Source organism: Variovorax sp. Varisp36, assembly GCF_047304235.1.
Classification (GTDB): domain Bacteria; phylum Pseudomonadota; class Gammaproteobacteria; order Burkholderiales; family Burkholderiaceae_C; genus Variovorax.
The window spans coordinates 131,224-152,489 of sequence record NZ_JBGLYU010000009.1 but is presented as its reverse complement, the minus strand read 5'-3'; the positions used below and the strand labels follow the sequence as shown (position 1 = coordinate 152,489).

Annotated in this window: 19 protein-coding genes and 1 pseudogene; 12 read left to right on the top strand and 8 right to left on the bottom strand. The window is 67.3% G+C overall.

The genetic code is table 11. From position 1 onward, the window contains the following. Positions 1-341: hypothetical protein (locus tag ACCD11_RS08535; protein WP_413313526.1), on the bottom strand; the 341-nt coding region annotated here is incomplete at its 3' end. Here ACCD11_RS08535 and ACCD11_RS08530 point away from each other — a divergent pair. The 5 genes and pseudogenes from ACCD11_RS08530 to ACCD11_RS08510 form a co-directional block, all read left to right on the top strand. Then, positions 286-3,246: pseudogene (locus tag ACCD11_RS08530) on the top strand (beta strand repeat-containing protein); the annotation flags it as partial. The gene ACCD11_RS08535 and the pseudogene ACCD11_RS08530 overlap by 56 nt on opposite strands. Further along, complete coding sequence (locus ACCD11_RS08525) at positions 3,238-4,188, top strand: YadA-like family protein (RefSeq protein ID WP_413313532.1); 951 nt, start codon at positions 3,238-3,240, stop codon at positions 4,186-4,188. The pseudogene ACCD11_RS08530 and the gene ACCD11_RS08525, both read left to right, overlap by 9 nt. 83 nt (positions 4,189-4,271) lie before the next feature. Beyond that, positions 4,272-5,423, top strand: a complete 1,152-nt coding sequence (locus tag ACCD11_RS08520; RefSeq protein ID WP_413313524.1) for a DUF2827 family protein — start codon at positions 4,272-4,274, stop codon at positions 5,421-5,423. Beyond that, entirely contained in the window at positions 5,420-6,568 is a 1,149-nt protein-coding gene (locus tag ACCD11_RS08515) for a DUF2827 domain-containing protein (protein WP_413313522.1), read from the top strand. Before ACCD11_RS08520 ends, ACCD11_RS08515 begins: the two co-directional genes overlap by 4 nt. A gap of 8 nt (positions 6,569-6,576) precedes the next feature. Continuing rightward, positions 6,577-7,191, top strand: coding sequence for a hypothetical protein (locus ACCD11_RS08510; RefSeq protein WP_413313520.1), 615 nt, complete (start codon positions 6,577-6,579; stop codon positions 7,189-7,191). A gap of 18 nt (positions 7,192-7,209) precedes the next feature. Here ACCD11_RS08510 and ACCD11_RS08505 read toward each other — a convergent pair whose 3' ends face one another. Beyond that, complete coding sequence (locus ACCD11_RS08505) at positions 7,210-8,055, bottom strand: helix-turn-helix domain-containing protein (protein WP_007831371.1); 846 nt, start codon at positions 8,053-8,055, stop codon at positions 7,210-7,212. 133 nt (positions 8,056-8,188) lie between these two features. On the opposite strand from ACCD11_RS08505, the gene ACCD11_RS08500 reads away from it, so the two are divergent. The 7 genes from ACCD11_RS08500 to ACCD11_RS08470 all read left to right on the top strand — a co-directional run bounded on the left by ACCD11_RS08500 (position 8,189) and on the right by ACCD11_RS08470 (position 16,094). Continuing rightward, entirely contained in the window at positions 8,189-8,623 is a 435-nt protein-coding gene (locus ACCD11_RS08500) for a hypothetical protein (protein WP_007831369.1), read from the top strand. Between the two features lie 153 nt (positions 8,624-8,776). Continuing rightward, on the top strand, positions 8,777-11,641 hold the full coding sequence (locus ACCD11_RS08495) for an aconitate hydratase (RefSeq protein WP_007831367.1): 2,865 nt from the start codon (positions 8,777-8,779) through the stop codon (positions 11,639-11,641). Between the two features lie 36 nt (positions 11,642-11,677). Continuing rightward, the gene (locus ACCD11_RS08490) at positions 11,678-12,139 is read left to right on the top strand and encodes a metallophosphoesterase family protein (RefSeq protein WP_413313517.1); all 462 of its coding nucleotides are present in this window, start codon (positions 11,678-11,680) and stop codon (positions 12,137-12,139) included. Between the two features lie 151 nt (positions 12,140-12,290). After that, positions 12,291-12,593 (top strand): FeoA family protein, encoded by a 303-nt coding sequence (locus ACCD11_RS08485; RefSeq protein ID WP_007831365.1) that lies wholly within the window; start codon positions 12,291-12,293, stop codon positions 12,591-12,593. Then, entirely contained in the window at positions 12,586-14,481 is a 1,896-nt protein-coding gene (gene feoB / locus ACCD11_RS08480) for a ferrous iron transporter B (RefSeq protein WP_413313514.1), read from the top strand. Before ACCD11_RS08485 ends, feoB begins: the two co-directional genes overlap by 8 nt. 133 nt (positions 14,482-14,614) lie before the next feature. Further along, on the top strand, positions 14,615-14,905 hold the full coding sequence (locus ACCD11_RS08475; RefSeq protein WP_413313512.1) for a DUF6587 family protein: 291 nt from the start codon (positions 14,615-14,617) through the stop codon (positions 14,903-14,905). A 4-nt stretch (positions 14,906-14,909) separates the two neighbouring features. After that, entirely contained in the window at positions 14,910-16,094 is a 1,185-nt protein-coding gene (locus tag ACCD11_RS08470; protein ID WP_413313510.1) for an FAD-dependent monooxygenase, read from the top strand. A 57-nt stretch (positions 16,095-16,151) separates the two neighbouring features. Here ACCD11_RS08470 and ACCD11_RS08465 read toward each other — a convergent pair whose 3' ends face one another. The 6 genes from ACCD11_RS08465 to ACCD11_RS08440 form a co-directional block, all read right to left on the bottom strand. Continuing rightward, the gene (locus tag ACCD11_RS08465; RefSeq protein ID WP_413313508.1) at positions 16,152-17,390 is read right to left on the bottom strand and encodes an SMI1/KNR4 family protein; all 1,239 of its coding nucleotides are present in this window, start codon (positions 17,388-17,390) and stop codon (positions 16,152-16,154) included. Between the two features lie 99 nt (positions 17,391-17,489). Beyond that, positions 17,490-18,326 (bottom strand): tryptophan 2,3-dioxygenase, encoded by an 837-nt coding sequence (gene kynA / locus ACCD11_RS08460; RefSeq protein WP_007831360.1) that lies wholly within the window; start codon positions 18,324-18,326, stop codon positions 17,490-17,492. A 16-nt stretch (positions 18,327-18,342) separates the two neighbouring features. Next, positions 18,343-18,828 (bottom strand): hypothetical protein, encoded by a 486-nt coding sequence (locus tag ACCD11_RS08455; RefSeq protein ID WP_413313507.1) that lies wholly within the window; start codon positions 18,826-18,828, stop codon positions 18,343-18,345. A 13-nt stretch (positions 18,829-18,841) separates the two neighbouring features. After that, positions 18,842-20,119 (bottom strand): kynureninase, encoded by a 1,278-nt coding sequence (gene kynU / locus ACCD11_RS08450; RefSeq protein ID WP_413313505.1) that lies wholly within the window; start codon positions 20,117-20,119, stop codon positions 18,842-18,844. Positions 20,120-20,129: 10 nt separating this feature from the next. Next, positions 20,130-20,783: an arylformamidase gene (gene kynB, locus ACCD11_RS08445; RefSeq protein WP_413313503.1), complete on the bottom strand. Its 654-nt coding sequence runs from the start codon at positions 20,781-20,783 to the stop codon at positions 20,130-20,132. Positions 20,784-20,857: 74 nt separating this feature from the next. Further along, positions 20,858-21,172 (bottom strand): YkgJ family cysteine cluster protein, encoded by a 315-nt coding sequence (locus ACCD11_RS08440; protein ID WP_413313502.1) that lies wholly within the window; start codon positions 21,170-21,172, stop codon positions 20,858-20,860. Positions 21,173-21,266 lie beyond the last annotated feature (94 nt).

Genomic DNA, 21,266 nt, shown 5'->3' with positions numbered 1-21,266 from the left:
GCCAGCTTGTCGACCTCGACTTCGACGGGCCTGAGCACTGCAACAAGCGGCATCAGCAGCCTGTCCACTGGCTTGAGCACGACGAACAGCAGCGTGGCCAGCTTGTCGACGTCGACGTCGACCGGTCTGAGCACCGCCACAAGCAGCATCGACAGCTTGTCCACGTCGACTTCGACGGGCCTGAGCACCGCGACCAGTGGCATCAGCAGCCTGTCCACCGGCCTGAGCACTGCGACAAGCGGTATCACCAGCCTGTCGACCGGCCTGAGCACGACCAACAGCAATGTGAGCAGCCTGTCGACCTCGACCTCCACCGGTCTGAGCACCGCAACGAGCGGCATCAGCAGCCTGTCCACCGGCCTGAGCACGACAAACAGCAACGTGAGCAGCCTGTCGACTTCGACCTCGACGGGTCTGAGCACGGCGACTAGCGGTATCACCAGTCTGTCGAGCGGCCTCAGCACGACGAACAGCAACGTCGCCAGCCTGTCGACCTCGACCTCCACGGGTCTGAGCACGGCCACGAGCAGCATCGACAGCCTGTCCACCTCGACCTCGACTGGCCTGAGCACCGCAACGAGCGGCATCAGCAGCCTGTCCACCGGCCTGAGCACGACCAACAGCAACGTCGCCAGCTTGTCGACCTCGACTTCGACGGGCCTGAGCACTGCAACAAGCGGCATCAGCAGCCTGTCCACTGGCTTGAGCACGACGAACAGCAGCGTTGCCAGCTTGTCGACGTCGACGTCGACCGGTCTGAGCACCGCCACAAGCAGCATCGACAGCTTGTCCACGTCGACTTCGACGGGCCTGAGCACCGCGACCAGTGGCATCAGCAGCCTGTCCACCGGCCTGAGCACGACGAACAGCAGCGTGGCCAGCCTGTCGACCTCGACCTCGACGGGTCTCAGTACGGCGACCAGCGGTATCACCAGTCTGTCGAGCGGCTTGAGCACGACCAACAGCAACGTCGCCAGCCTGTCGACCTCGACCTCCACCGGTCTGAGCACAGCGACGAGCAGCATCGACAGCCTGTCCACGTCGACCTCGACGGGTCTGAGCACCGCCACCAGCAGCATCAGCAGCCTTTCGACGGGCCTCAGCACGACCAATAGCAATGTGAGCAGCCTGTCGACCTCCACATCGACAGGGCTGAGTACTGCGACGAGCGGTATCACCAGTCTGTCCTCGGGGCTGAGCACGACGAACAGCAATGTTGCTAGCCTGTCGACTTCAACCTCGACTGGCCTGAGCACCGCAACGAGCAGCATCAGCAGCCTGTCTTCTGGACTGAGCACTACCAACAGCAATGTGGCGAGCCTGTCGACCTCGACTTCGACGGGCCTGAGCACGGCAACCAGCGGCATCAGCAGCCTGTCCACTGGCTTGAGCACGACAAACAGCAACGTCGCCAGCCTGTCGACCTCGACCTCTACGGGTCTGAGTACGGCCACCAGCGGCATCAGCAGCCTGTCCACTGGCCTGAGCACGACGAACAGCAACGTCGCCAGCCTGTCGACCTCGACCTCCACCGGTCTGAGCACGGCCACGAGCAGCATCGACAGTCTGTCCACGTCGACCTCGACGGGTTTGAGCACCGCGACCAGTGGCATCAGCAGCCTGTCCACCGGACTGAGCACGACAAACAGCAACGTAACCAGCCTGTCGACCTCGACCTCGACCGGTCTGAGCACTGCTACCAGCGGCATCAGCAGCCTCTCGACCGGCCTCAGCACGACCAACAGCAACGTAACCAGCCTGTCGACCTCGACCTCGACGGGTCTGAGCACTGCGACCAGCGGTATCACCAGTCTGTCGAGCGGCCTGAGCACGACCAACAGCAACGTGGCCAGCCTGTCGACGTCGACCTCGACTGGCCTGAGCACCGCAACGAGCGGCATCAGCAGCCTGTCCAGCGGCCTGAGCACCGCGACCAGCAGCATCGGCAGCTTGTCGACCGGCCTTGCCAATTCGGTCCAGTACGACGATGCAAGCCACTCCAGGGTCACGCTGGGAGGCGTGGGTGCAACCTCGCCGGTCATCCTCACGAACGTCGCCGCGGGTGTGAATCCCACCGATGCAGTGAACTTCGGTCAGCTGACGTCGCTGTCGACCTCGCTTGGTGGCGGTATCGGCAGCCTGTCGACCAGCCTGAGCACGACAAACAGCAACGTGGCCAGCCTGTCGACCTCGACCTCCACGGGCCTGAGCACGGCCACGAGCAGCATCGACAGCTTGTCCACGTCGACTTCGACGGGTCTGAGCACCGCCACCAGCAGCATCAGCAGCCTGTCGACGGGGCTCAGCACGACGAACAGCAACGTTGCGAGCCTGTCCACGTCGACCTCCACCGGGCTGAGCACGGCTACAAGCAGCATCGACAGCTTGTCCACGTCGACTTCGACGGGCTTGAGCACCGCGACCAGCGGCATCAGCAGCCTGTCCACCGGCTTGAGCACGACCAACAGCAACGTTGCCAGCCTCTCGACTTCGACTTCCACCGGCCTGAGCACTGCCACGAGCAGCATCGACAGCCTGTCCACGTCGACCTCGACGGGTCTGAGCACCGCGACCAGCAGCATCAGCAGCCTGTCGACGGGCCTGAGCACGACCAACAGCAACGTGGCCAGCCTGTCGGCATCGGTCTCGACCGGCCTGAGCACGACCACGAGCAGCATCGGCAGCTTGTCTACGGGCTTGAGCACGACGAACAGCAACGTGACCAGCCTGTCGACCTCGACTTCCACAGGTCTGAGCACCGCGACCAGCAGCATCGGCAGCCTCTCCACCGGCCTGAGCACGGTGTCGAGCACGGTCGACAGCCTGTCCACCGGCCTGAGCACCACGACGAGCGGCATCGGCAGCCTGTCGACGGGCTTGAGCACGACGAACAGCAGCGTGGCCAGCCTGTCGACCTCGACTTCGACCGGCCTGAGCACGGCGACGAGCAGCATCGGCAGCCTGTCCACCGGCCTGAGCACGACGAACAGCAGCGTGGCAAGCCTGTCGACTTCGACCTCGTCGGGCCTGAGCACCGCGACCAGCGGCATCGCCAGTCTGTCGACCGGTGTCGGCAGCCTGTCGAGCAGCCTGAGCACGACCAACGTCAACGTCAACAGCCTGAGCACGTCGGTCAACAACATCTACAACACCGGCACCAAGTACTTCCACGCCAACTCGACGGCGGCGGATGCCCAAGCCTCTGGCCAGGAAGCCGTGGCGATCGGCCCGCAATCGGTGGCCAGCGGCGCCAACTCGTTTGCAGCCGGCAACGGCGCCCGGGCCACGGCCGACGGCGCGGTGGCGGTGGGCTTCGGCGCCCAGGCGACGGGTGCGAACGCGATCGCCATCGGTACCGGGGCGCTGGCCACGGGCTCGCAGGCCATTGGTGTGAACTCCCGCGCAGGCGGCGGTGGCGTGGCGCTGGGCGACAACGCCGACGCAGGCGGTACGGCGCTGAGCCAGGCGCAGAACATCTCCAAGGGCACGGCCATCGGCTTCGGCGCCATCGTGCAGCAAAGCGGCGGCGTGGCGCTGGGCTCGGGCTCGGTGGCTTCCACCGCGGCGGGTGTGGCCGGCTACGTGCCGGGCAGCGCGACGGCGCAGCAGGCGGCGGCCATTAGGGCAACCACCAGCACGCAGGCCGCGGTGTCGGTGGGCGATGCGGCCTCCGGCCAGTATCGCCAGATCACCGGCGTGGCGGCAGGTACGGCCGACAGCGACGCCACCAACGTGGCGCAATTGAGGGCCACGGCCAATGCGGTTGCGGCCGGCGGCGTGCAGTACGCGACCAACCCGGACGGCTCGGTCAACTACAACCAGGTCACGCTGGGCGGCGGGCAGGCACCGGGCGGCACGCGCATCAGCAACGTGGCGCCGGGCGTGCTGCCGACGGACGCCGTGAACCTGAACCAGCTGAACCAGGTGAAGGGACAGGTTGGCGACGTGGCGCGCATCGCCTACTCGGGCACGGCCATGGCCTTCGCGATGTCGGGCACGTACCTGCCGACGTTGTACCCCGGCGAAAAGACCGTGGGCGTGGGTCTCGGCAGCTACAAGGGCTACAGCGCCGTGGCGCTGACATTCAAGGCGCTGTCCGATGACGGCAAGATGTCCTGGGGCGCGGGCCTGACGACCACGGGCAAGGAGTGGGGCATCAACGCCGGCATCGGCTGGAAGTGGAAGTAAGCAAGCCGCTGAATCGCCCCTGACCGGGCGGCTCCCGCGCTGACGGTGCGGGAGCCGTTTTTTTTGGTACACACTTCGCCCCCATGCGCATTGGTATTTCAGTCCTCACCCACGCGGGGCAGAACATCTGGGAAAACGGAATGGGGCAGAACGTCCTGTTTCTCGCCCGGCTGCTGCAACGTATCGAGTTCGTCGAATCCGTGACCCTGGTCGACGCCGGCGACCAGCCGAGCATGCCGCCACAGGTCGACCTGGCCGCCATGGGCCTGGCTTTCGGGCGGGCCCGCGACCTGACCGATGCGCTGGACGTGGTCATCGAGATGGCCGGCGCGCTCGACGTGCAATGGCTCTCCTACTTCCGCGCATGCGGCGGCCGCGTGGTGTTCCATTGCGTGGGCCAGCCCTTCGCGGCGCTGGCCGAGCCGATCGTGTTCACCGACAAGGGCCACTTCAGCAAACCCGACCGCTGCGACGAGGTGTGGCTGCTGCCCAAGGACGCGGTGTTCGCGCCGATGATGCGCACCATGCACCGCTGCCCGGTGTTCGAGGTGCCGTATCTCTGGTCGCCGCAGTTCCTGGCCCAGCGCGTCGCGGAGGTCGAGGCCGCGGGCCACCGTTTCGGCTACACGCCGCGCACGGCCGAGCAGCCGGGGTTTCGGGTGGCGATCTTCGAGCCCAATATCTCGGTGGTGAAGTCCAGCAGCGTGCCCATGCTGATCTGCGACGGGGCCTATCGCGCCGACCCAACCGCCGTGGCCTCGATGCAGGTGCTCAATACCCTGCACGTCAAGGACCACCCGACGATGCTGTACCTGGCGAACTCGCTCGACATCGTGCGCCAGCACAAGGCGATCTTCCACGGCCGGCACGACTTCGCGGGCTTCATGGTGCAGTTCGCCGATGCGGTGGTTTCGCACCAGTGGCAGAACGACCAGAACTACAGCTACCTCGATGCGCTCTACGGCAACTACCCGCTGGTGCACAACTCGCCCTGGCTGCGCGATGCCGGCTATTACTACCCCGACTTCGACATCGCCGCCGGCGCGGCGCAACTGCTGCAGGCGGTGCGCAGCCACGACAGGCAACTGCACGACTACCGCGCGCGCTCCCTGCGGGTCTTCGAGACGCTCGATCCGCTCCACCGGGCGAACGTCGACGGCTATGCGCAGCGCCTGCTGCACCTGGTGGGCGGCAATGCCGCATTCCGTGCCGACGGCGTGAGGAGCGCCGCATGAGCGAAGCGCAGAAAAAGGCCACCATGCCGGCCAAGCTGAAGGTCGGCGTTTCCATCTTCATCCGCAAGGGCGAGCAGAGCCTGTGGGAGAACGGCGTCTACCAGAACTGCCTGTTCCTCGTGATGCTGCTGCTGCGTTCGCCGCGCGTGGAAAGCGCCGTGCTGGTGGCCGGCGGCGGCGACGGCGGTCCTGCGGATGCAACCAATTTTCTGGCCGACTCGCCGGTGCCCATCATCGACATGGCCACGGCCGCACAAGAACTCGATCTCATGATCGAGATGAGTGCCCAGCTGGCCATGTCGTGGTCCGTGGCGTTTCGCGAACGCGGCGGCAAGATCGTCTCGATGCGTGTGGGCAACGACTACGTGATCGACATCGAGCGGATGATCTTCGACAAGCCGCACGGCCTGCTGGTCTCCGGCGCACCGTACGACGAGGTCTGGACGATCCCCGAGTACGAGGTGTCTTGCAAGCCTTACTTCGAGAGCACCTTCCGCGCGCCGGTGCGGCTGATGACTCACCTCTGGAGCCCGATGGTGCTGGAGCGCGCCATGGCCCGCGCGCCGCAGAGTCCGCCGTTTGCCTACGAACCCGGCCGCAGGCAGTGGCGCGTGGCCATCTTCGAGCCCAACATCTGCATGGTGAAGACGAGCTTCATCCCGATGCTCGGCTGCGAGGCGGCGCACCGCGCGCAGCCGCGGCTGATCGAGAAGATGTGGGTCTACAACAGCTTCCATCTGAAGGACAAGCCGCTGTTCATCGGCTTCGCGCAAAGCCTGGACATCGTGCAGCACGGGCTGGCCACCTTCGAGGGGCGCTTCCCGGTCTACCAGGTGATGCCGGGCAAGATCGACGCCGTGTTCGCGCACCACTGGGAGAACGCGCAGAACTACCTCTACTACGAGGCCCTGTACGGCGGCTATCCGCTGATCCACAACTCGCACCTCATCGGCGACTGCGGCTACCGCTATCACGGCTTCGACTGCGAGGAGGGCGGTCGCGCCCTGCAGCGCGCCTTCGCCGAACACGACGCCGACCTGCCGGCTTACCGCGAGCGCGCGCGCCGTTTCATTGCCACGCTCGACCCCGAGGGCGAGGACAACGTGCGCACCTACACCGCCGCCATCGAGAACCTTTACGCATGAGGACCGGGATGAAGCCGAACCGACGATTCCCCCGCCTGCTGCTTGCCGCCCTGTCGTGGGGCGCTGCCGGCGCTGCACTCGCACAGGGCGTGCTGGTGCCCCAGGCGCCACCGGCGGCGCCGCAGGACACGCTCACGCGCGCAGCAACCAGCGTGGGTATCAAGCGCTGCCTGCCCGCCATCACGCGGCTTTCCACGCTCACCGTGCAGGGCAGCCGCAGCCACGACGTGCTGCTCGACTGGGACCGCAAGCGCCCCGATGCCGGGCCGATGTTCTCGCTGATCGGCATGGAGTTTCCGAACGCCGGCGTGGCCGCGTCGATCACCGCCATTCCCGACGACAGCGGCGCCTGCACCGTGTCGGCCGAGCGCATCTCGGTCGCGCCCTTCACCTGCGCGAGCGTCGGCCAGCAAGAGCTGGCGAGCTACAAGATGACGCGGCTGCTGCCCAACTACGCGGTCTACACCGACGAGAAAGAGCCCACCTCGTCGGTCTCGCTGATCGATTCGCCGCCGGGCTGCCTGATCATTCGCCGCTACGTTGAATACGGCTGGCGGGACCCGGCCGCAGTTACTGGCGCAGCCCCGGCCGGTGCCGCGGGCCAGCCTCCGAAGAAGCGCTGAGCCAGCGGTCCCCGGTTTTCAAGCCGTCGCCTGCGCCGCCAATGCCGTCAGCGCAGCAGCGGTCTGCTCATCGGCCGGGAAGAACGATTCCACCGCCAGTTCCTGCAGCGTGACGTCCACCGGCGTGCCGAAGATGGTGGTGGTGCTGATGAAGCTCAGCACCCCGTTCGGCGTCACGAACTGGATCGGCACCGCAATGGCCGACAGTGCCGTGTCGATGGCGGGCAGGTCGTGGCTGACCGCGGGTGGGGGGTAGGCCTCCAGTTCGTCATGCAATTCCTGCAGCACCGCGTCGCCGGTGGCAGCGATCTGCTGCTGCAGCCGTTCGAGCAGATGGGTTCGCCATTGGGCGAGATTGGCGATGCGCGGAGCCACGCCGTCGGGATGCAGGCTCAGCCGCATCACGTTGATGGGCGCCTGCATCAACTCGGGCGCGGCGCCTTCCATCAGCATCGGCACCAGCGCGTTGTGCGCCACCAGGTTCCAGTGGCGGTCCACGGCCAGCGCGGGAAAGGGCTCGTGCCCCTTCAGCACCAGGTCGACCGCGCGGCGAGCTGCGGCCATCGCCGGATCGTCGAGCGAGCGCTGCCGGTACATCGGCGCAAAGCCCGCGGCCACCAGCAGCGCATTGCGTTCGCGCAGCGGCACCTCGAGACGCTCGGCCAGGCGCAGCACCATCTCGCGGCTGGGCGCGGCGCGGCCGGTTTCCACGTAGCTCAGGTGCCGGGTCGAGACCTCGGCCTCCTGCGCCAGGTCGAGCTGGCTCAGGCGGCGGTGGGTGCGCCAGTGCCGCAGGTGGGCGCCGAACGGGTCGCGCGCGCCGGGCTGGCTGGCCTTGGACAGGTGGGAGCGGGTGATGTTCATGGGGCTGCATTCTGGCGCGCCGGCGGCGCGGCGCCATGACCTCCCAGGTCATCGACGCGATTCACGCCGGCCGGAATCATGGGCTCCAACGCGGCAGGGCTGGCTTGCGGCGTAACCACCCAAGGAGATTCACATGTCCGTCTTCGCATCCCCCCGTTTCCTGCCCAACGTGATGTGGGCCGATGCCGCTTCCTGCGCCGCGACGGGCGCGCTGCAAGTGGCGTTCACCGGCGCACTGGCCAGGTTGACCGGCCTGCCGGCGCCGCTGCTCACGGGTACGGGCGTTTTTCTGCTGGCCTATGCGGCTGCCGCTGCTTTCATGGCCAGCCGCCGCGCGCCGCCGCGTACCCTCATCGGCCTGGTCGTCGCCGGCAACTTCGGCTGGGCCGTGGCCAGCGTCGCGCTGCTGGTGAGCGGCATCTTCCCGGTCACTGCGCTGGGCATGGCCTGGGTGCTGGCTCAGGTGGCCTGCGTGGTCGTGCTGGCCGAGCTGCAATGGACCGGGCTGCGCCGCACCCGCGGCGGTGCCCGCGTGGTTTCCGGCCTGGAGCCGGCTGGCCGCTGGTGAGATCGCGGAATGCCGGCGACACCCCTGTCCCCGGCATTTTTCGCCATGAGGAACATGGCCCGGCAAGGCGTCAGCAGGGAAGACCGACTACAGCCGTTGACATCGAACCCTGATATCTTTGAGAGGCTTCCACGAACAAACAGGAGTTCCCCCATGGCCAAAGCGCCGGCGCATGCCTTTGCGTCCACCCTCAAGACCTTCAAGACCGCATCGGGCAAGTCCGGCAAATACTGGTCCCTGAAGGAACTGGCCAAGCAGTACCCGACCATCGACCGCCTGCCGGTTTCCATCCGTATCGTGCTCGAATCGGTGCTGCGCAATTGCGACGGGCAGAAGGTCTCGGCCAAGCATGTCGAAGAGCTGGCCCACTGGGCGCCGAACGCCGAGCGCACCGACGAGATTCCTTTCGTCGTCACCCGCGTGGTGCTGCAGGACTTCACCGGGGTGCCGCTGCTGGCCGACCTGGCCGCCATGCGCAGCGTGGCCGCCAAGCTGGGCAAGTCGCCCAAGACCATCGAGCCGCTGGTGCCCGTCGACCTGGTGGTCGACCACTCGGTCATGGTCGACTACTACGGCACGCCCAAGGCGCTCGACCTGAACATGAAGCTGGAGTTCCAGCGCAATAACGAGCGCTACCAGTTCATGAAGTGGGGCATGCAGGCCTTCGACACCTTCCGCGTCGTGCCGCCGGGCTTCGGCATCGTGCACCAGGTCAACCTCGAATACTTCGCCCGCGGCGTCTACAAGAGCCCGGGCGACGCGAACGACGTGCCCACCTACTATCCCGACTCGCTGGTCGGCACCGACAGCCACACGACCATGATCAACGGCATCGGCGTGGTCGGCTGGGGCGTGGGCGGCATCGAGGCCGAGGCGGCCATGCTGGGCCAGCCGGTCTACATGCTCACGCCCGACGTGGTGGGCTTCGAGCTCACCGGCAAGCTGCGCGAAGGCGTGACGGCCACCGATCTGGTGCTGTACGTCACGTCCATCCTGCGGGCCGAGAAGGTCGTGGGCAAGTTCGTCGAATTCTTCGGCCCCGGCGCCGCATCGATCGCCGTGCCCGACCGCGCGACCATCGGCAACATGGCGCCCGAATACGGCGCGACCATGGGCTTCTTCCCGGTCGACGACATGACCGTGGCGTACTTCGAAGGCACCGGCCGCACCAAGGAAGAGGTCGAGCGCTTCGCCGCCTACTACAAGGCGCAGGGCCTGTACGGCATGCCCAACCCGGGCGACATCGACTACACGAAAATCGTCAGGCTCGACCTCGGCACCGTGTCCCCGAGCCTGGCCGGCCCGAAGCGCCCGCAGGACCGCATCGACCTTGGCCACCTGGCCACCAAGTTCTCCGAGCTCTACAGCAAGCCCAACGAAGCCAACGGCTTCAACCAGCCGGCCGACAAGCTCAAGCTGCGCTATCCGCTGAGCGTGAACGGCGTGCGTGGCGACGACGAAGCCGCGGCGCCGCCGCCCGGTGCGCCGCGCGACGTGATCGAGATGGTGGCCAACCGCTCGACCCATGCCGCGGCACACACCAGCGCCACCGCACCGCCGGCGCCCAAGGGCGAAGTCACCATCGGCAACGGCGACGTGCTGATCGCGGCCATCACCTCGTGCACCAACACCTCGAACCCGAGCGTGATGCTGGCCGCCGGCCTGCTCGCGAAGAAGGCTGTGGAGGCGGGGCTCACGGTCAAGCCGCACGTCAAGACCTCTCTGGCACCCGGCTCGCGCATCGTCACCGAATACCTGGAGAAGGCCGGCCTGCTGCCGTACCTCGAAAAGCTCGGCTTCTACCTCGCGGGCTACGGCTGCACCACCTGCATCGGCAACGCCGGCGACCTGACGCCCGAGATCAACGAGGCCATCACCAAGAACGACCTGATCGGCGCGGCCGTGCTGTCGGGCAACCGCAACTTCGAGGCGCGCATCCATCCGAACCTGAAGGCCAACTTCCTCGCCTCGCCGCCGCTGGTGGTGGCCTTCGCCATCGCCGGCAACGTGATGACCGACCTCATGACCGAGCCCGTGGGCAAGGGTAGGAACGGCAAGGACGTGTACCTGGGCGACATCTGGCCCACGCCGAAGGAGATCGACGAGAACCTGCGCTACGCGATGAATGCGAAATCGTTCCGCGAGAACTACGACAAGGTCAAGACCGACCCGGGCAAGTTCTGGAGCAGCATCGAGGGTACCAACGGCCAGGTGTACGACTGGCCGAAGTCGACCTACATCGCCGAGCCGCCGTTCTTCGAGGGCTTCAGGATGACGCCGCACGCGTCGGACGCGGGCTTCAAGGGCGCACGCGTCATGGCGCTGTTCGGCGACTCGATCACCACCGACCACATCTCGCCGGCCGGCTCCATCAAGGAAAGCTCGCCCGCGGGCATCTGGCTCAAGGCGCATGGCGTGGCCAAGGCCGACTTCAACAGCTACGGTTCGCGCCGCGGCAACCACGACGTGATGATGCGCGGCACCTTCGCCAACGTGCGCATCAAGAACCTGATGATTCCGCCGGACGCCAACGGCACGCAGGAAGAGGGCGGCGTCACGCTGTTCCAGCCCGGCAACGAGAAGATGTTCATCTACGACGCCGCCATGAAGTACATGGCGCAGGGCGTGCCGACGGTGGTGTTCGGCGGCGAGGAGTACGGTACCGGCTCCTCGCGCGACTGGGCGGCCAAGGGCACGCAGCTGCTGGGCATCAAGGCCGTGGTGGCGCGCAGCTTCGAGCGCATCCATCGCGCCAACCTGGTCGGCATGGGCGTGCTGCCGCTGCAGTTCCGCGGCGCCGATTCGTGGCAGACGCTGGGCCTCACCGGCGACGAGAAGATCGACGTGGTGATCGGCAGCGAGCTGAAGCCGCAGATGGACGTGAAGCTGGTCGTGCACCGCGCCGACGACACGCATCAGGAGGTGACGGTGCGCCTGCGCATCGACACGCCGATCGAGGTCGACTACTACAAGCACGGCGGCATCCTGCCCTTCGTGCTGCGGCAACTGCTGGAATAGCACGGGCTTGTTTTCCCGAGAGGCCTTTCTTCTTCCATGCTCCGCATCGGCCTCATTTCCGACACCCACGGGCTCCTGCGGCCCGAGGCCGTCGCTTTCCTGAAAGGCAGCGACTTCATCGTGCATGGCGGCGACATCGGCAGCGCCGGCATCCTCGAGGCGCTCGCAGCCATCGCGCCGCTGACGGCCGTGCGCGGCAACAACGACCGCGAGCCCTGGGCCGAGACGATCGCTGAAACCGAACTGCTGGAATTCGGCGATGTGCGCCTCCATGCCATCCACGACCTCGCGCAACTCGGGATCGACCCGTCCGCGGCCGGCGTGCGCGTGGTCGTCTCGGGCCATTCGCATCAGCCGAAGATCGCGGAGCGCGGCGGCGTGCTGTACGTCAATCCGGGCAGCGCGGGCCCGCGCCGGTTCAAGCTGCCCATCGCCGTGGCCGAACTGCTGATCGACGGCGATGTCGTCACCGCACGCGTCGTCGAACTGGCCGTTTGAGCCCGGTACGGGCGGCCGAACCGAGCGAAAACCCCCCGATTTGCCGGGCTTCCATGCTTTTGAGGGGGTTGGTCAGGTTTTTGTGAGTGAGAATTGCTAGCATCTAGCTTTTGCTTACCGGCGCGCCCGATATTCCGGGCGTCATCTCACCGTGCGAACCATCGATTTCGGCGCAGCACCGACCACCGCCGTCGCCCTGCGCCTCGACCAGCTTCCGAACAACCAGTGGGCGACCGTGCTCGACGTGGCGCGCCCCGAGGATGCGGACGGCCGCGAACTGGTCCTGCGCCTGACGGAAATCGGCTTCGTGCCCGGCGAGGCCGTGCGCATCGTCGCCAGCGGCATCCCGGGCCGCGAACCGCTGGCGGTCCGCCTCGGCCACACCACCTTCGCACTGCGCCGCCACGAGGCCGCGCTGATCCACGTCACGCCGGGAGCCGCCAACCATGGTTGAAGCCGTCATCCAGGGTCCCGGGCGCCTCGCGCCTACCGCTCAGCCCGGCCGTATCGCCTTGCTGGGCAACCCCAACTGCGGCAAGACCGCGCTGTTCAACCTGCTCACCGGCAGCCGCCAGAAGGTGGCCAACTACGCCGGCGTGACGGTCGAGCGCAAGGAAGGCACGCTGCGCACGCCATCGGGCCGCCGCGTGTTCGTGCTCGACCTGCCGGGTGCCTACAGCCTGAACGCGCTGAGCGCCGACGAGGCCGTCACCCGCGACGTCGTCACCGGCCGGAGCAAGGAAGCCTTGCCCGACCTGCTGGTGTGCGTCACCGACGCCACCAACCTGCGCCTGAACCTGCGGCTGGTGCTCGAGGCCAGGCGGCTGGGCCTGCCGATGGTGGTGGCGCTCAACATGACCGACATGGCCAGGAAGCAGGGCATCGCGGTCGACACGGCGGTGCTCTCGCGCGAACTGGGCGTGCCGGTCATCGAGACGGTCGGCGTGCACAGCGGTGGCGCGCAGGGCCTGCTCGAAGCGCTCGACACGCCCGTGGCCGCCGCTGCGCCCCAGCCCTGGCGGGCACCGGGGCTCGACGACGTGCTGGCCACGCAGCGCGAGGTGCGCCGCATCCTCGGCCTGGCGGTGAAGGAGCCGGCGGGCAGCCTCGCCACCAGCGACCGCATCGACCGCGTGGTGATGCATCCGCTGTGGGGCATGCTGGTGCTCGCCGTCACCATGTTCCTGATGTTCCAGGCCGTGTTCAGCTGGGCCAATGTGCCGATGGACGCCATCAAGGCCGGCACCGAGGGGCTGGGCAGCCTGCTCAAGGCGCACATGCCGGAGGGCATGCTGCAGAGCCTGCTGGTCGACGGGGTCATCGCCGGCGTGGGCGGCGTGATCGTCTTCCTGCCGCAGATCCTGATTCTTTTCCTCTTCATCCTCGCTCTGGAAGACTCGGGCTACCTGCCGCGTGCGGCCTTCCTGCTCGATCGCGTGATGGGCACCGTGGGCCTCTCGGGCCGCTCGTTCATTCCGCTGCTGTCGAGCTTCGCCTGTGCCATTCCCGGCGTGATGGCCACGCGCACCATCAGCAACTGGCGCGACCGCATCACGACCATCATGATCGCGCCGCTCATGACCTGCTCGGCGCGGCTGCCGGTGTATGCGCTGCTGATTGCGGCCTTCATTCCGGCGCGCACGGTGGGCGGCGTGTTCAACCTGCAGGGCGTGGTGCTGTTCGCGCTGTACGTGTTCGGCATCGTCTCGGCGATGGCCGTGGCCTGGGTGATGAAGCGCTTTCGCGACAGTACCTCGCATTCGCCGCTGCTGATGGAGCTGCCCGCCTACCGCTGGCCGAACCCGCGCAACCTGGCGCTGGGCCTGTACGAACGGGCTTGGATCTTCATCCAGCGCGTGGGCACGATCATCCTCACGCTGACCATCCTGCTGTGGTTCCTGTCGACCTTCCCCTCGCCGCCGGAAGGCGCGACCGGGCCGGCCATCCAGTACAGCCTGGCCGGCATGATCGGCCGCGGGCTGGAGCACATCTTCGCGCCCATCGGCTTCAACTGGCAGATATCGATTGCGCTGGTGCCGGGCATGGCGGCGCGCGAGGTGGCCGTGGGAGCGCTCGGCACGGTGTATGCGCTGTCGGCCACGGGCGACGACGTGGCGGGGCAGCTGGAGCCGCTGATCGCGGGCAGCTGGTCGCTGGCTACCGCGCTGTCGCTGCTGGTCTGGTACGTGTTCGCGCCGCAGTGCATCTCGACGCTCGCGGCCGTGAAGCGCGAGACAGGCTCGTGGAAGTACGTCTGGATCATGGCCGGCTATCTTTTTGCGCTGGCCTACATGGCGTGCTTCATCACCTACCGCGTTGCACTGGCACTCGGAGCGGGGTAAAAAAGCAAACCCCCAGGCTTGCCCACTTCGTGTGGCTGCCCACCCTCCTGCAGGGGGCAATACCGGCGGCCCGGCGAAGCCGGTTCCGCGGTATTCCCCGCGGTATAGGCTTCGGGATTGGAGTATTTGAGATATGACGCAACAACTGATCGTCGGATTGATCGTCGCGGCAGCCGCGCTCTATGCGGTCTGGCGCTGGATGCCCGCGGGCTGGCGCCGCGGCGCGGCGCAGAAGCTCGCGGCCGGTACGCACCGCGCGGGCTGGGTCGACGAAGCCCGCGCGAAGGAGCTGGCCGCCTCGCTGGCAAAGACCTCGGGCTGCGGCTCTTGCGACAGCTGTGGAAGCTGCGCTCCCAAGACTACCCTTAAGCAACCCGAAGCCGACCAGGGCACCATCGCGCCGTCGTCCACGCACAGCCGCTGAGCCGATGCCCGCGCACATCCTCGTCGCCGGGGGCGGCATCGGAGGGCTGGCCGTTGCGCTGGCGCTGTCCCGCCAACGGCACCGGGCCGACGTCTTCGAACAGGCCGCGGCCTTCGGCGAAATCGGCGCCGGCGTGCAACTCGGCCCCAACGCCACGCGGCGCCTTCAGCAACTCGACCTGGGCTCCGGGCTCGCGGCCATTTCGGCGCGGCCCGATGCGCTCGCGGTGCACAGCGCCGGAAGCGGTTCGGAGCTGGCTCGCATGCCGCTCGGAGACGCCATGCAGCAGCGCTACGGCGCTCCCTATTTCTGCGTGCACCGCGCCGATCTGCACGGCCTGCTGCTCGATGCCGTACGCGCACGCGGCACCGGCACGCTCGTCACCGCGGCGCACATCACGCAGGTGGAAACCAGCGACGACCTCGTGTGCCTGTCGAGCACCGATGCGCGTGCCTGGGAAGGCGAAGCCGTCGTCGGAGCCGATGGCCTATGGAGCATGGTGCGGCAGGAGCTCGATTCCGCGTCTGCCGCGCAACCGCCGCGCGTCACCGGCCACACGGCCTGGCGCGCCATGGCCGAGCAGGCGAGGCTGCCCGCCGCATTGCGCCGCGGACAGGTCGACGTCTGGCTCGGCCCGCGCCTGCATGCGGTGGCGTACCCGGTGCGCGGCGGCGATTGGCTCAACGTGGTTGTCATCGCCGAGTCCGCCCCCGCAGGCGATGCGCGCGACTGGGACCAGGCCGGCAGCATCGCCGCGCTGAAGCAGGCCATGGGCCGCAGCTGCGCAGGCCTGCAGGCGCTGCTCGACGCCATGCCCGGCTGGCGCGCGTGGTCGCTCGGTGACCGTGCACCCCTGAACGGCGCAGCCGACATGGCGCACGAGCGCATCGCGCTGGTAGGCGATGCGGCGCATCCGATGGTGCCGTACCTCGCGCAGGGCGCGGGCATGGCCATCGAAGACGCGGTGGCGCTGGCCGATGCGCTGGGCGACGGCAGCGCCGCCGACGTGCCCGCCGCGTTCGCGCGCTATGCCGAGGCGCGCTGGGCACGCAATGCGCAGGTGCAGGCGCGTGCGCGCCGCAACGGCGAGATCTTCCACGCCACGGGCGCAATGCGGTTGGGGCGCGACATGGCGATGCGCTTGTTGGGAGCAAAGCTGCTCGACCAGCCGTGGCTGTACGGCGGTTGATGCTTGTGTCCCCTGGGGTGCGTGCACAGGCCACGCATCACGCAAGGAGAGCTCGTTTCACAGCTGAAAAGTCTGCAGGTGCTCGATGCGCTCTGCAAGCCCTTCCTGCCCCAGGTAGTGGCCGTGCTTGTCGGCGAGCGTGGTCTTCAGTTCGAGCAGCATCGCATCGCGGTCCGCGGTGAAGGCCGGCTGCACGTCGATGCCCGCCCGCGCACAGGCATCCGCGATCAGGTGCGCGCTCGCGGGCGCACCGCAGGCCGCGCACTTGACGATCGCAGCCACGTTGGGCTCCGCGCCGTTGGCCAGCAGCGCGCTCGTGAGTTCGGGCGCGATCTGTCCATCGATGTTGCGCAGTGCATCGGCCGCCACCGGCGCACCCGCACGCACCAGTGCCGCGGCCGCGGCGAAAGCGCCGTGCCCCACAGCGACGTCGGTCGCGAGCGCGCTACCTTGCAGCGGGCCGTCGAAGCCCACGCCCGCGGCGGCGAGCTCGGCGACCAGCTCGGCATCGTCGGTCGCGATGGCATGGCGCAGCGCTACGCGTGCAAGCGAGGGCTGGTGGCGCAGCGTGCCCGCGGCCAGTGGCGAGCGCCAGTCGGCCACGGCACGGGAATAGAAGGCCACCAGCTTGTCCATCAGGTCAAGGTCGAGTCCGTGCTCCTCGTGGCGGTCGTCGAGGTATTCGAGCAGCGTCTGCCCCGAGAAGTAGTCGCCCGTGGGGGCCAGCGGGTCTTCTTCCAGGTGCAGAGCCGCGAAGGCACCCATGAGGTCGGGCGCGATGGTGTTCACGCTGTCTTCGTGCAGCGCATGCGTCCATGCCGGCGGCAGGCCCTTCTTCCAGGCGATGACCTGCCCGTGCCCGGCGCCGGGCTCCACCACCGCGTAGATGCGGTCGGTGTATTCGAAGCCGCCGAAAGGCAGGTGCGTGAGCTTGCCGCTCCACGCCGTGCCGCCTTCCTGCGCGGCTTCCTCGGCCAGTTCGAGTTCGTGCGCGATCCAGCCCTGCAGGTCGTGGTAGCCGTCGCTGCCGTTCCAGAACAGCTCGTTCCAGCTGATGGCTTCGAGATTGCCGTTCATCTCGAGCGACAGGTCGTAGTCGAGCCGCCCGCCCGCGGTCTGCAGCCACAGCGCGAGCAGCGCTTCGGGGACCGGGCCCGCGCACTGGGCTTGCACGGCATCGATCTGCTGCCGCGGCATCGGCGGCTGTGCGTCGAAGATCACGCGGTCGGCGAACAGCACGACGCCATGTTCGCGCAAGGTGGAAAGCTCGTCGGGTGTGAACCGGATGTCGTTCATGGCGGGGGCCTCCGTTGTTTCCAAAAATGTAGCGCTTTGCGCCAGCGGAGCAATCCGGACCACCCCAGCTTTATTAGGGCGTTTGCGTGGCTTGTGCGCCTACAGATCGGTGCGCAGCTTCCAGATCTCGGGAAACAGCACCACGTCGAGCATCTTGCGCAGGTAGCTCACGCCGCCCGTGCCGCCGGTGCCGCGCTTGAAGCCGATCACACGCTCCACCGTCGTCACGTGGCGGAAGCGCCAGAGGCGGAATGCATCTTCGAGGTCGGTGAGCTTTTCGCCGAGCTGGTACAGGTCCCAGTGATCATGCGGGTTCCGGTAGACCGTGAGCCACGCGGCTTCGACGCCGTCGCTCGCCTCGTAGGGCTGGGTCCAGTCGCGTTCCAGCCGGTCGGCGGGCACAGGAAGGCCGCGGCGCGCCAGCAGGCGAAGCGACTCGTCGTACAGGGAGGGGGCGCGATAGGCCGCCTCGACCTGCGCGAGCAGGTCGGCACGGTGCGCGTGCGGCTTGAGCATGGCGGCGTTCTTGTTGCCGAGCGCGAACTCGATGCAGCGGTACTGCGCGCTCTGGAAGCCGCTGGAGTTGGCGAGGTAGGGGCGCATCGCCGTGTACTCGGGCGGCGTCATGGTCGAGAGCACGGTCCATGCGCTCACCAGCTGTTCCATGATGCGGCTCACGCGCGCGAGCATCTTGAAGGCGTCGGCCAGCTTCTCGTCGGCGATGCAGCCGATGGCCGCGCGCAACTCGTGCAGCATGAGCTTCATCCAGAGTTCGCTGGTCTGGTGCTGCACGATGAACAGCATCTCGTCGTGCGCGGGCGATAGCGGGTGCTGGGCGTTGAGGATCTCGTCGAGGTGCAGGTAGTCGCCGTAGCTCATGGACTTGCTGAAGTCCAGTTGCGCCTTTTCTTCGTGTACGATTTTTTCGGTGCTCATGATGTTTGCTGGTTGGTCATCGCCAGACCACGGCGGTGTAGGAGGGGAGGCCCATGCCGGACTCTTTCCTGGGGTAGACGAAGCGCACGGCTTCGTCCTTGCGCTTGAACTGCTGGTAGGTTTCGCCGCCCGGGATGCGGCCTTTCTCGGCCGGGGCGTAGCCGGCGTCGCGCACTTCCTTCACGAGGCGATCGAAGGCAGCCTTGTCGGTCAGCGAGAGCTGGATGCTGTTCTCGCTGCCGCGGCTTTCCACATAGGTGGACTTCATGAGATGCGTGGTCTGGCCGTCGACGAACTTCTCGTACTCGATCATGCTGACCTCGTCGGTCACGGTCTTGTCGGCATACGAGAAGCCCTGGCGCTTGATCTCCTGGCGGAAGGCGTCGGGCGACAGGACGACGAAGGCCTTCAGTTGCGGCAGCGTGAAGTTCGGCTGCTGTGCAAGGGCGGGGGCTGCCGCCATCAGCAGCGTGGCGGAAAGAGCGAGCAATGCGTGTTTCATGATGCGGCGCCGCTCAGGTGACGGCGTTCTTGCGGTTGAACTCTTCGCGCTTCCACTCGCCCGTCTCGAGCACCTGCACGAGGTGTTCGACCGAATTCCACACGTCCTCGAAGCCGATGTACAGCGGCGTGAAGCCGAAACGCAGGATGTCGGGCATCTGCGAGTCGCCGGCGCGGTAGTCGCCGATGACGCCGCGCGCGATCAGCGCCTGCACGATGGCGTAGGCGCCTTCTTCACGGCTCAGGCAGACCTGCGAGCCGCGTTGGGCGTGATCGCGTGGGGTGATGAGCGAGAGGCCCTGGCCGGCGCAGCGTTCTTCCACCAGCTTGATGAAGAGATCGGTCAGCGCGAGCGACTTCGTGCGCAGCGCTGCCATCGCGCCGTGATCGCCGTTGAAGGCTTCGGCCGCGAGCACGGTGTCGAGACCGCATTCCAGGCCCGCGAGCGCGATGATCGGCTGCGTGCCGCAGAGGTACCGCCCGACGCCTGGGGCCGGGCGATAGTGCGGCGTGAACTCGAAGGGCGCCGCGTGGCCCCACCAGCCCGACAGCGGCTGCTCGAACTGGCCCGCATGCTTCGTGTGCACCCATGCGAAGGCCGGTGCGCCGGGGCCGCCGTTGAGGTACTTGTAGCCGCAGCCGATCGCGTAGTCGGCGTTGCTCTCGTTGAGCGCGACCGGCACCGCGCCCGCGCTGTGAGCGAGGTCCCACACCGTGAGCGCGCCCGCGGCGTGCGCGGCGGCGGTGACGGCTTTCATATCGTGCATGGCGCCGGTGCGGTAGTTCACGTGCGTCAGCATCAGCACGGCCACTTCGTCGGTCAGAACGTCCGGCAGTTCGCTCGCATCGATCAGCTTGAGCGTGAAGCCGCGTTCGCGGCACAGCGACTCGGCGATGTAGAGGTCGGTCGGAAAGTTGCTGCGTTCGCTCACCACCAGCTTTCGGCCACTGTCCTTGTGCTGCGACAGCGCAGCGAACAGCACCTTGTAGAGATTGACCGAGGTGCTGTCGGTGCACACCACTTCGCCGGGCGCGGCGCCGATCAGTCGGGCTACCTTGTCACCCAGGCGCTGCGGCAGGTCGAACCAGCTTGCGGTGTTCCACGAGCGGATCAGGCCTTCGCCCCATTCCTTGGTCACGACTTCGGCGATGCGTGCAGGAGCGGCCTTGGGCATCACGCCAAGCGAGTTGCCGTCGAGGTAGAGCACGTCCTCGGGAATGGTGAATTGGTCGCGCAAGGCGCGCAGCGGGTCTTGCGCGTCTAGCGCGCGGCAGTCTGCAAGGGTCGTCATGTTGGAGGTTTCAGCGGGGGAGTTCGCGCAGGACCGCGCGAACGGGAGATGCATCGGCGCTGACCAGCTTGAGCGGCAGCGCGATGAGTTCGTAGTCGCCCTCGGGAACGTCGTCGAGCACGAGGTTCTCGAGCACGCGCAGGTCGAGGCGGCGGATGCGTTGGTGGCTTTCCAGCGTCTTGCTGTCGGCCGGGTCGATGCTGGCGGTGTCGATGCCGATGAGCTTCACGCCCATGGCCGCGAGGCGCTCGACGGTGGCGGGGGCGTAGGCGGCAAGCCGAGGGTCCCATCGGTCCACCGGCATGGCGGTGTAGGTGCGCACCAGCACGCGCTGCGGCAGGTTGCTGTCGACGGCGTGGGAGATGTGCTCCCATTCGATCAGCGGGCCCTTGTCGATCGCATGGATCACGCGGCAGGGGCCGAGGAAGGGCGTGAGGTCGACGTTGCCGATGGTCTGGCCTGCGGGGTCGTAGTGCAGCGGCGCATCGGCGTGCGCGCCGACGTGGGGCGAGAGCTTGATCTCGCTGACGTTCACCGGGCAGTCCGGCGAGATGGTCGCTGCCCAGCGCTGCTGGTAGGGCGTATCGCCGGGAAACACCGGCGTGCCTTCATGCACGGGCGGCGAAATGTCCCAGATTCGGGGGCGGGGTTGCTTTGAACGCATGGCGCGAAGTTAGCGCCCGGCGAGCGGTCGTGGTGTCGGTTATTTCCAACACCTTATGTGACGAGTTGAAGCCGTCAATGAAGCGGCGACAGCGCGGGCAGTCCGTGCCGGGCGCGTGCCCGCTCGCAGGCGTCGCTGCCGGCCTGCAGCTCGTGGCACGGATTGGGGCGCCATTCGTAGATGCCGCAACCCACGGCCTGGCCGATCTTGCCGGTGAGCGCTGCGCAGCGCATGGGCGTGTGGTCGGTGCCGCGCATGCGGCAGATGGCGTCGTTCACCTCGACGGCGAGGCCGGAAGGCACCTTGCCGCCGTTGCCGTCGAGCTCATGGACGCTGAAGTCGACGCGGTAGCTGGCGCAGCAGGCGCCGCATTGCTGGCAGTCATTCATGGCAAGGCCCAGTTGACGATCTGTCTCAGGAACACCGCGGAACCGGCTTTGCGGGGCCGCAGGTGTTGCCCCCGGCGAGGGGGATGGCGAAGCG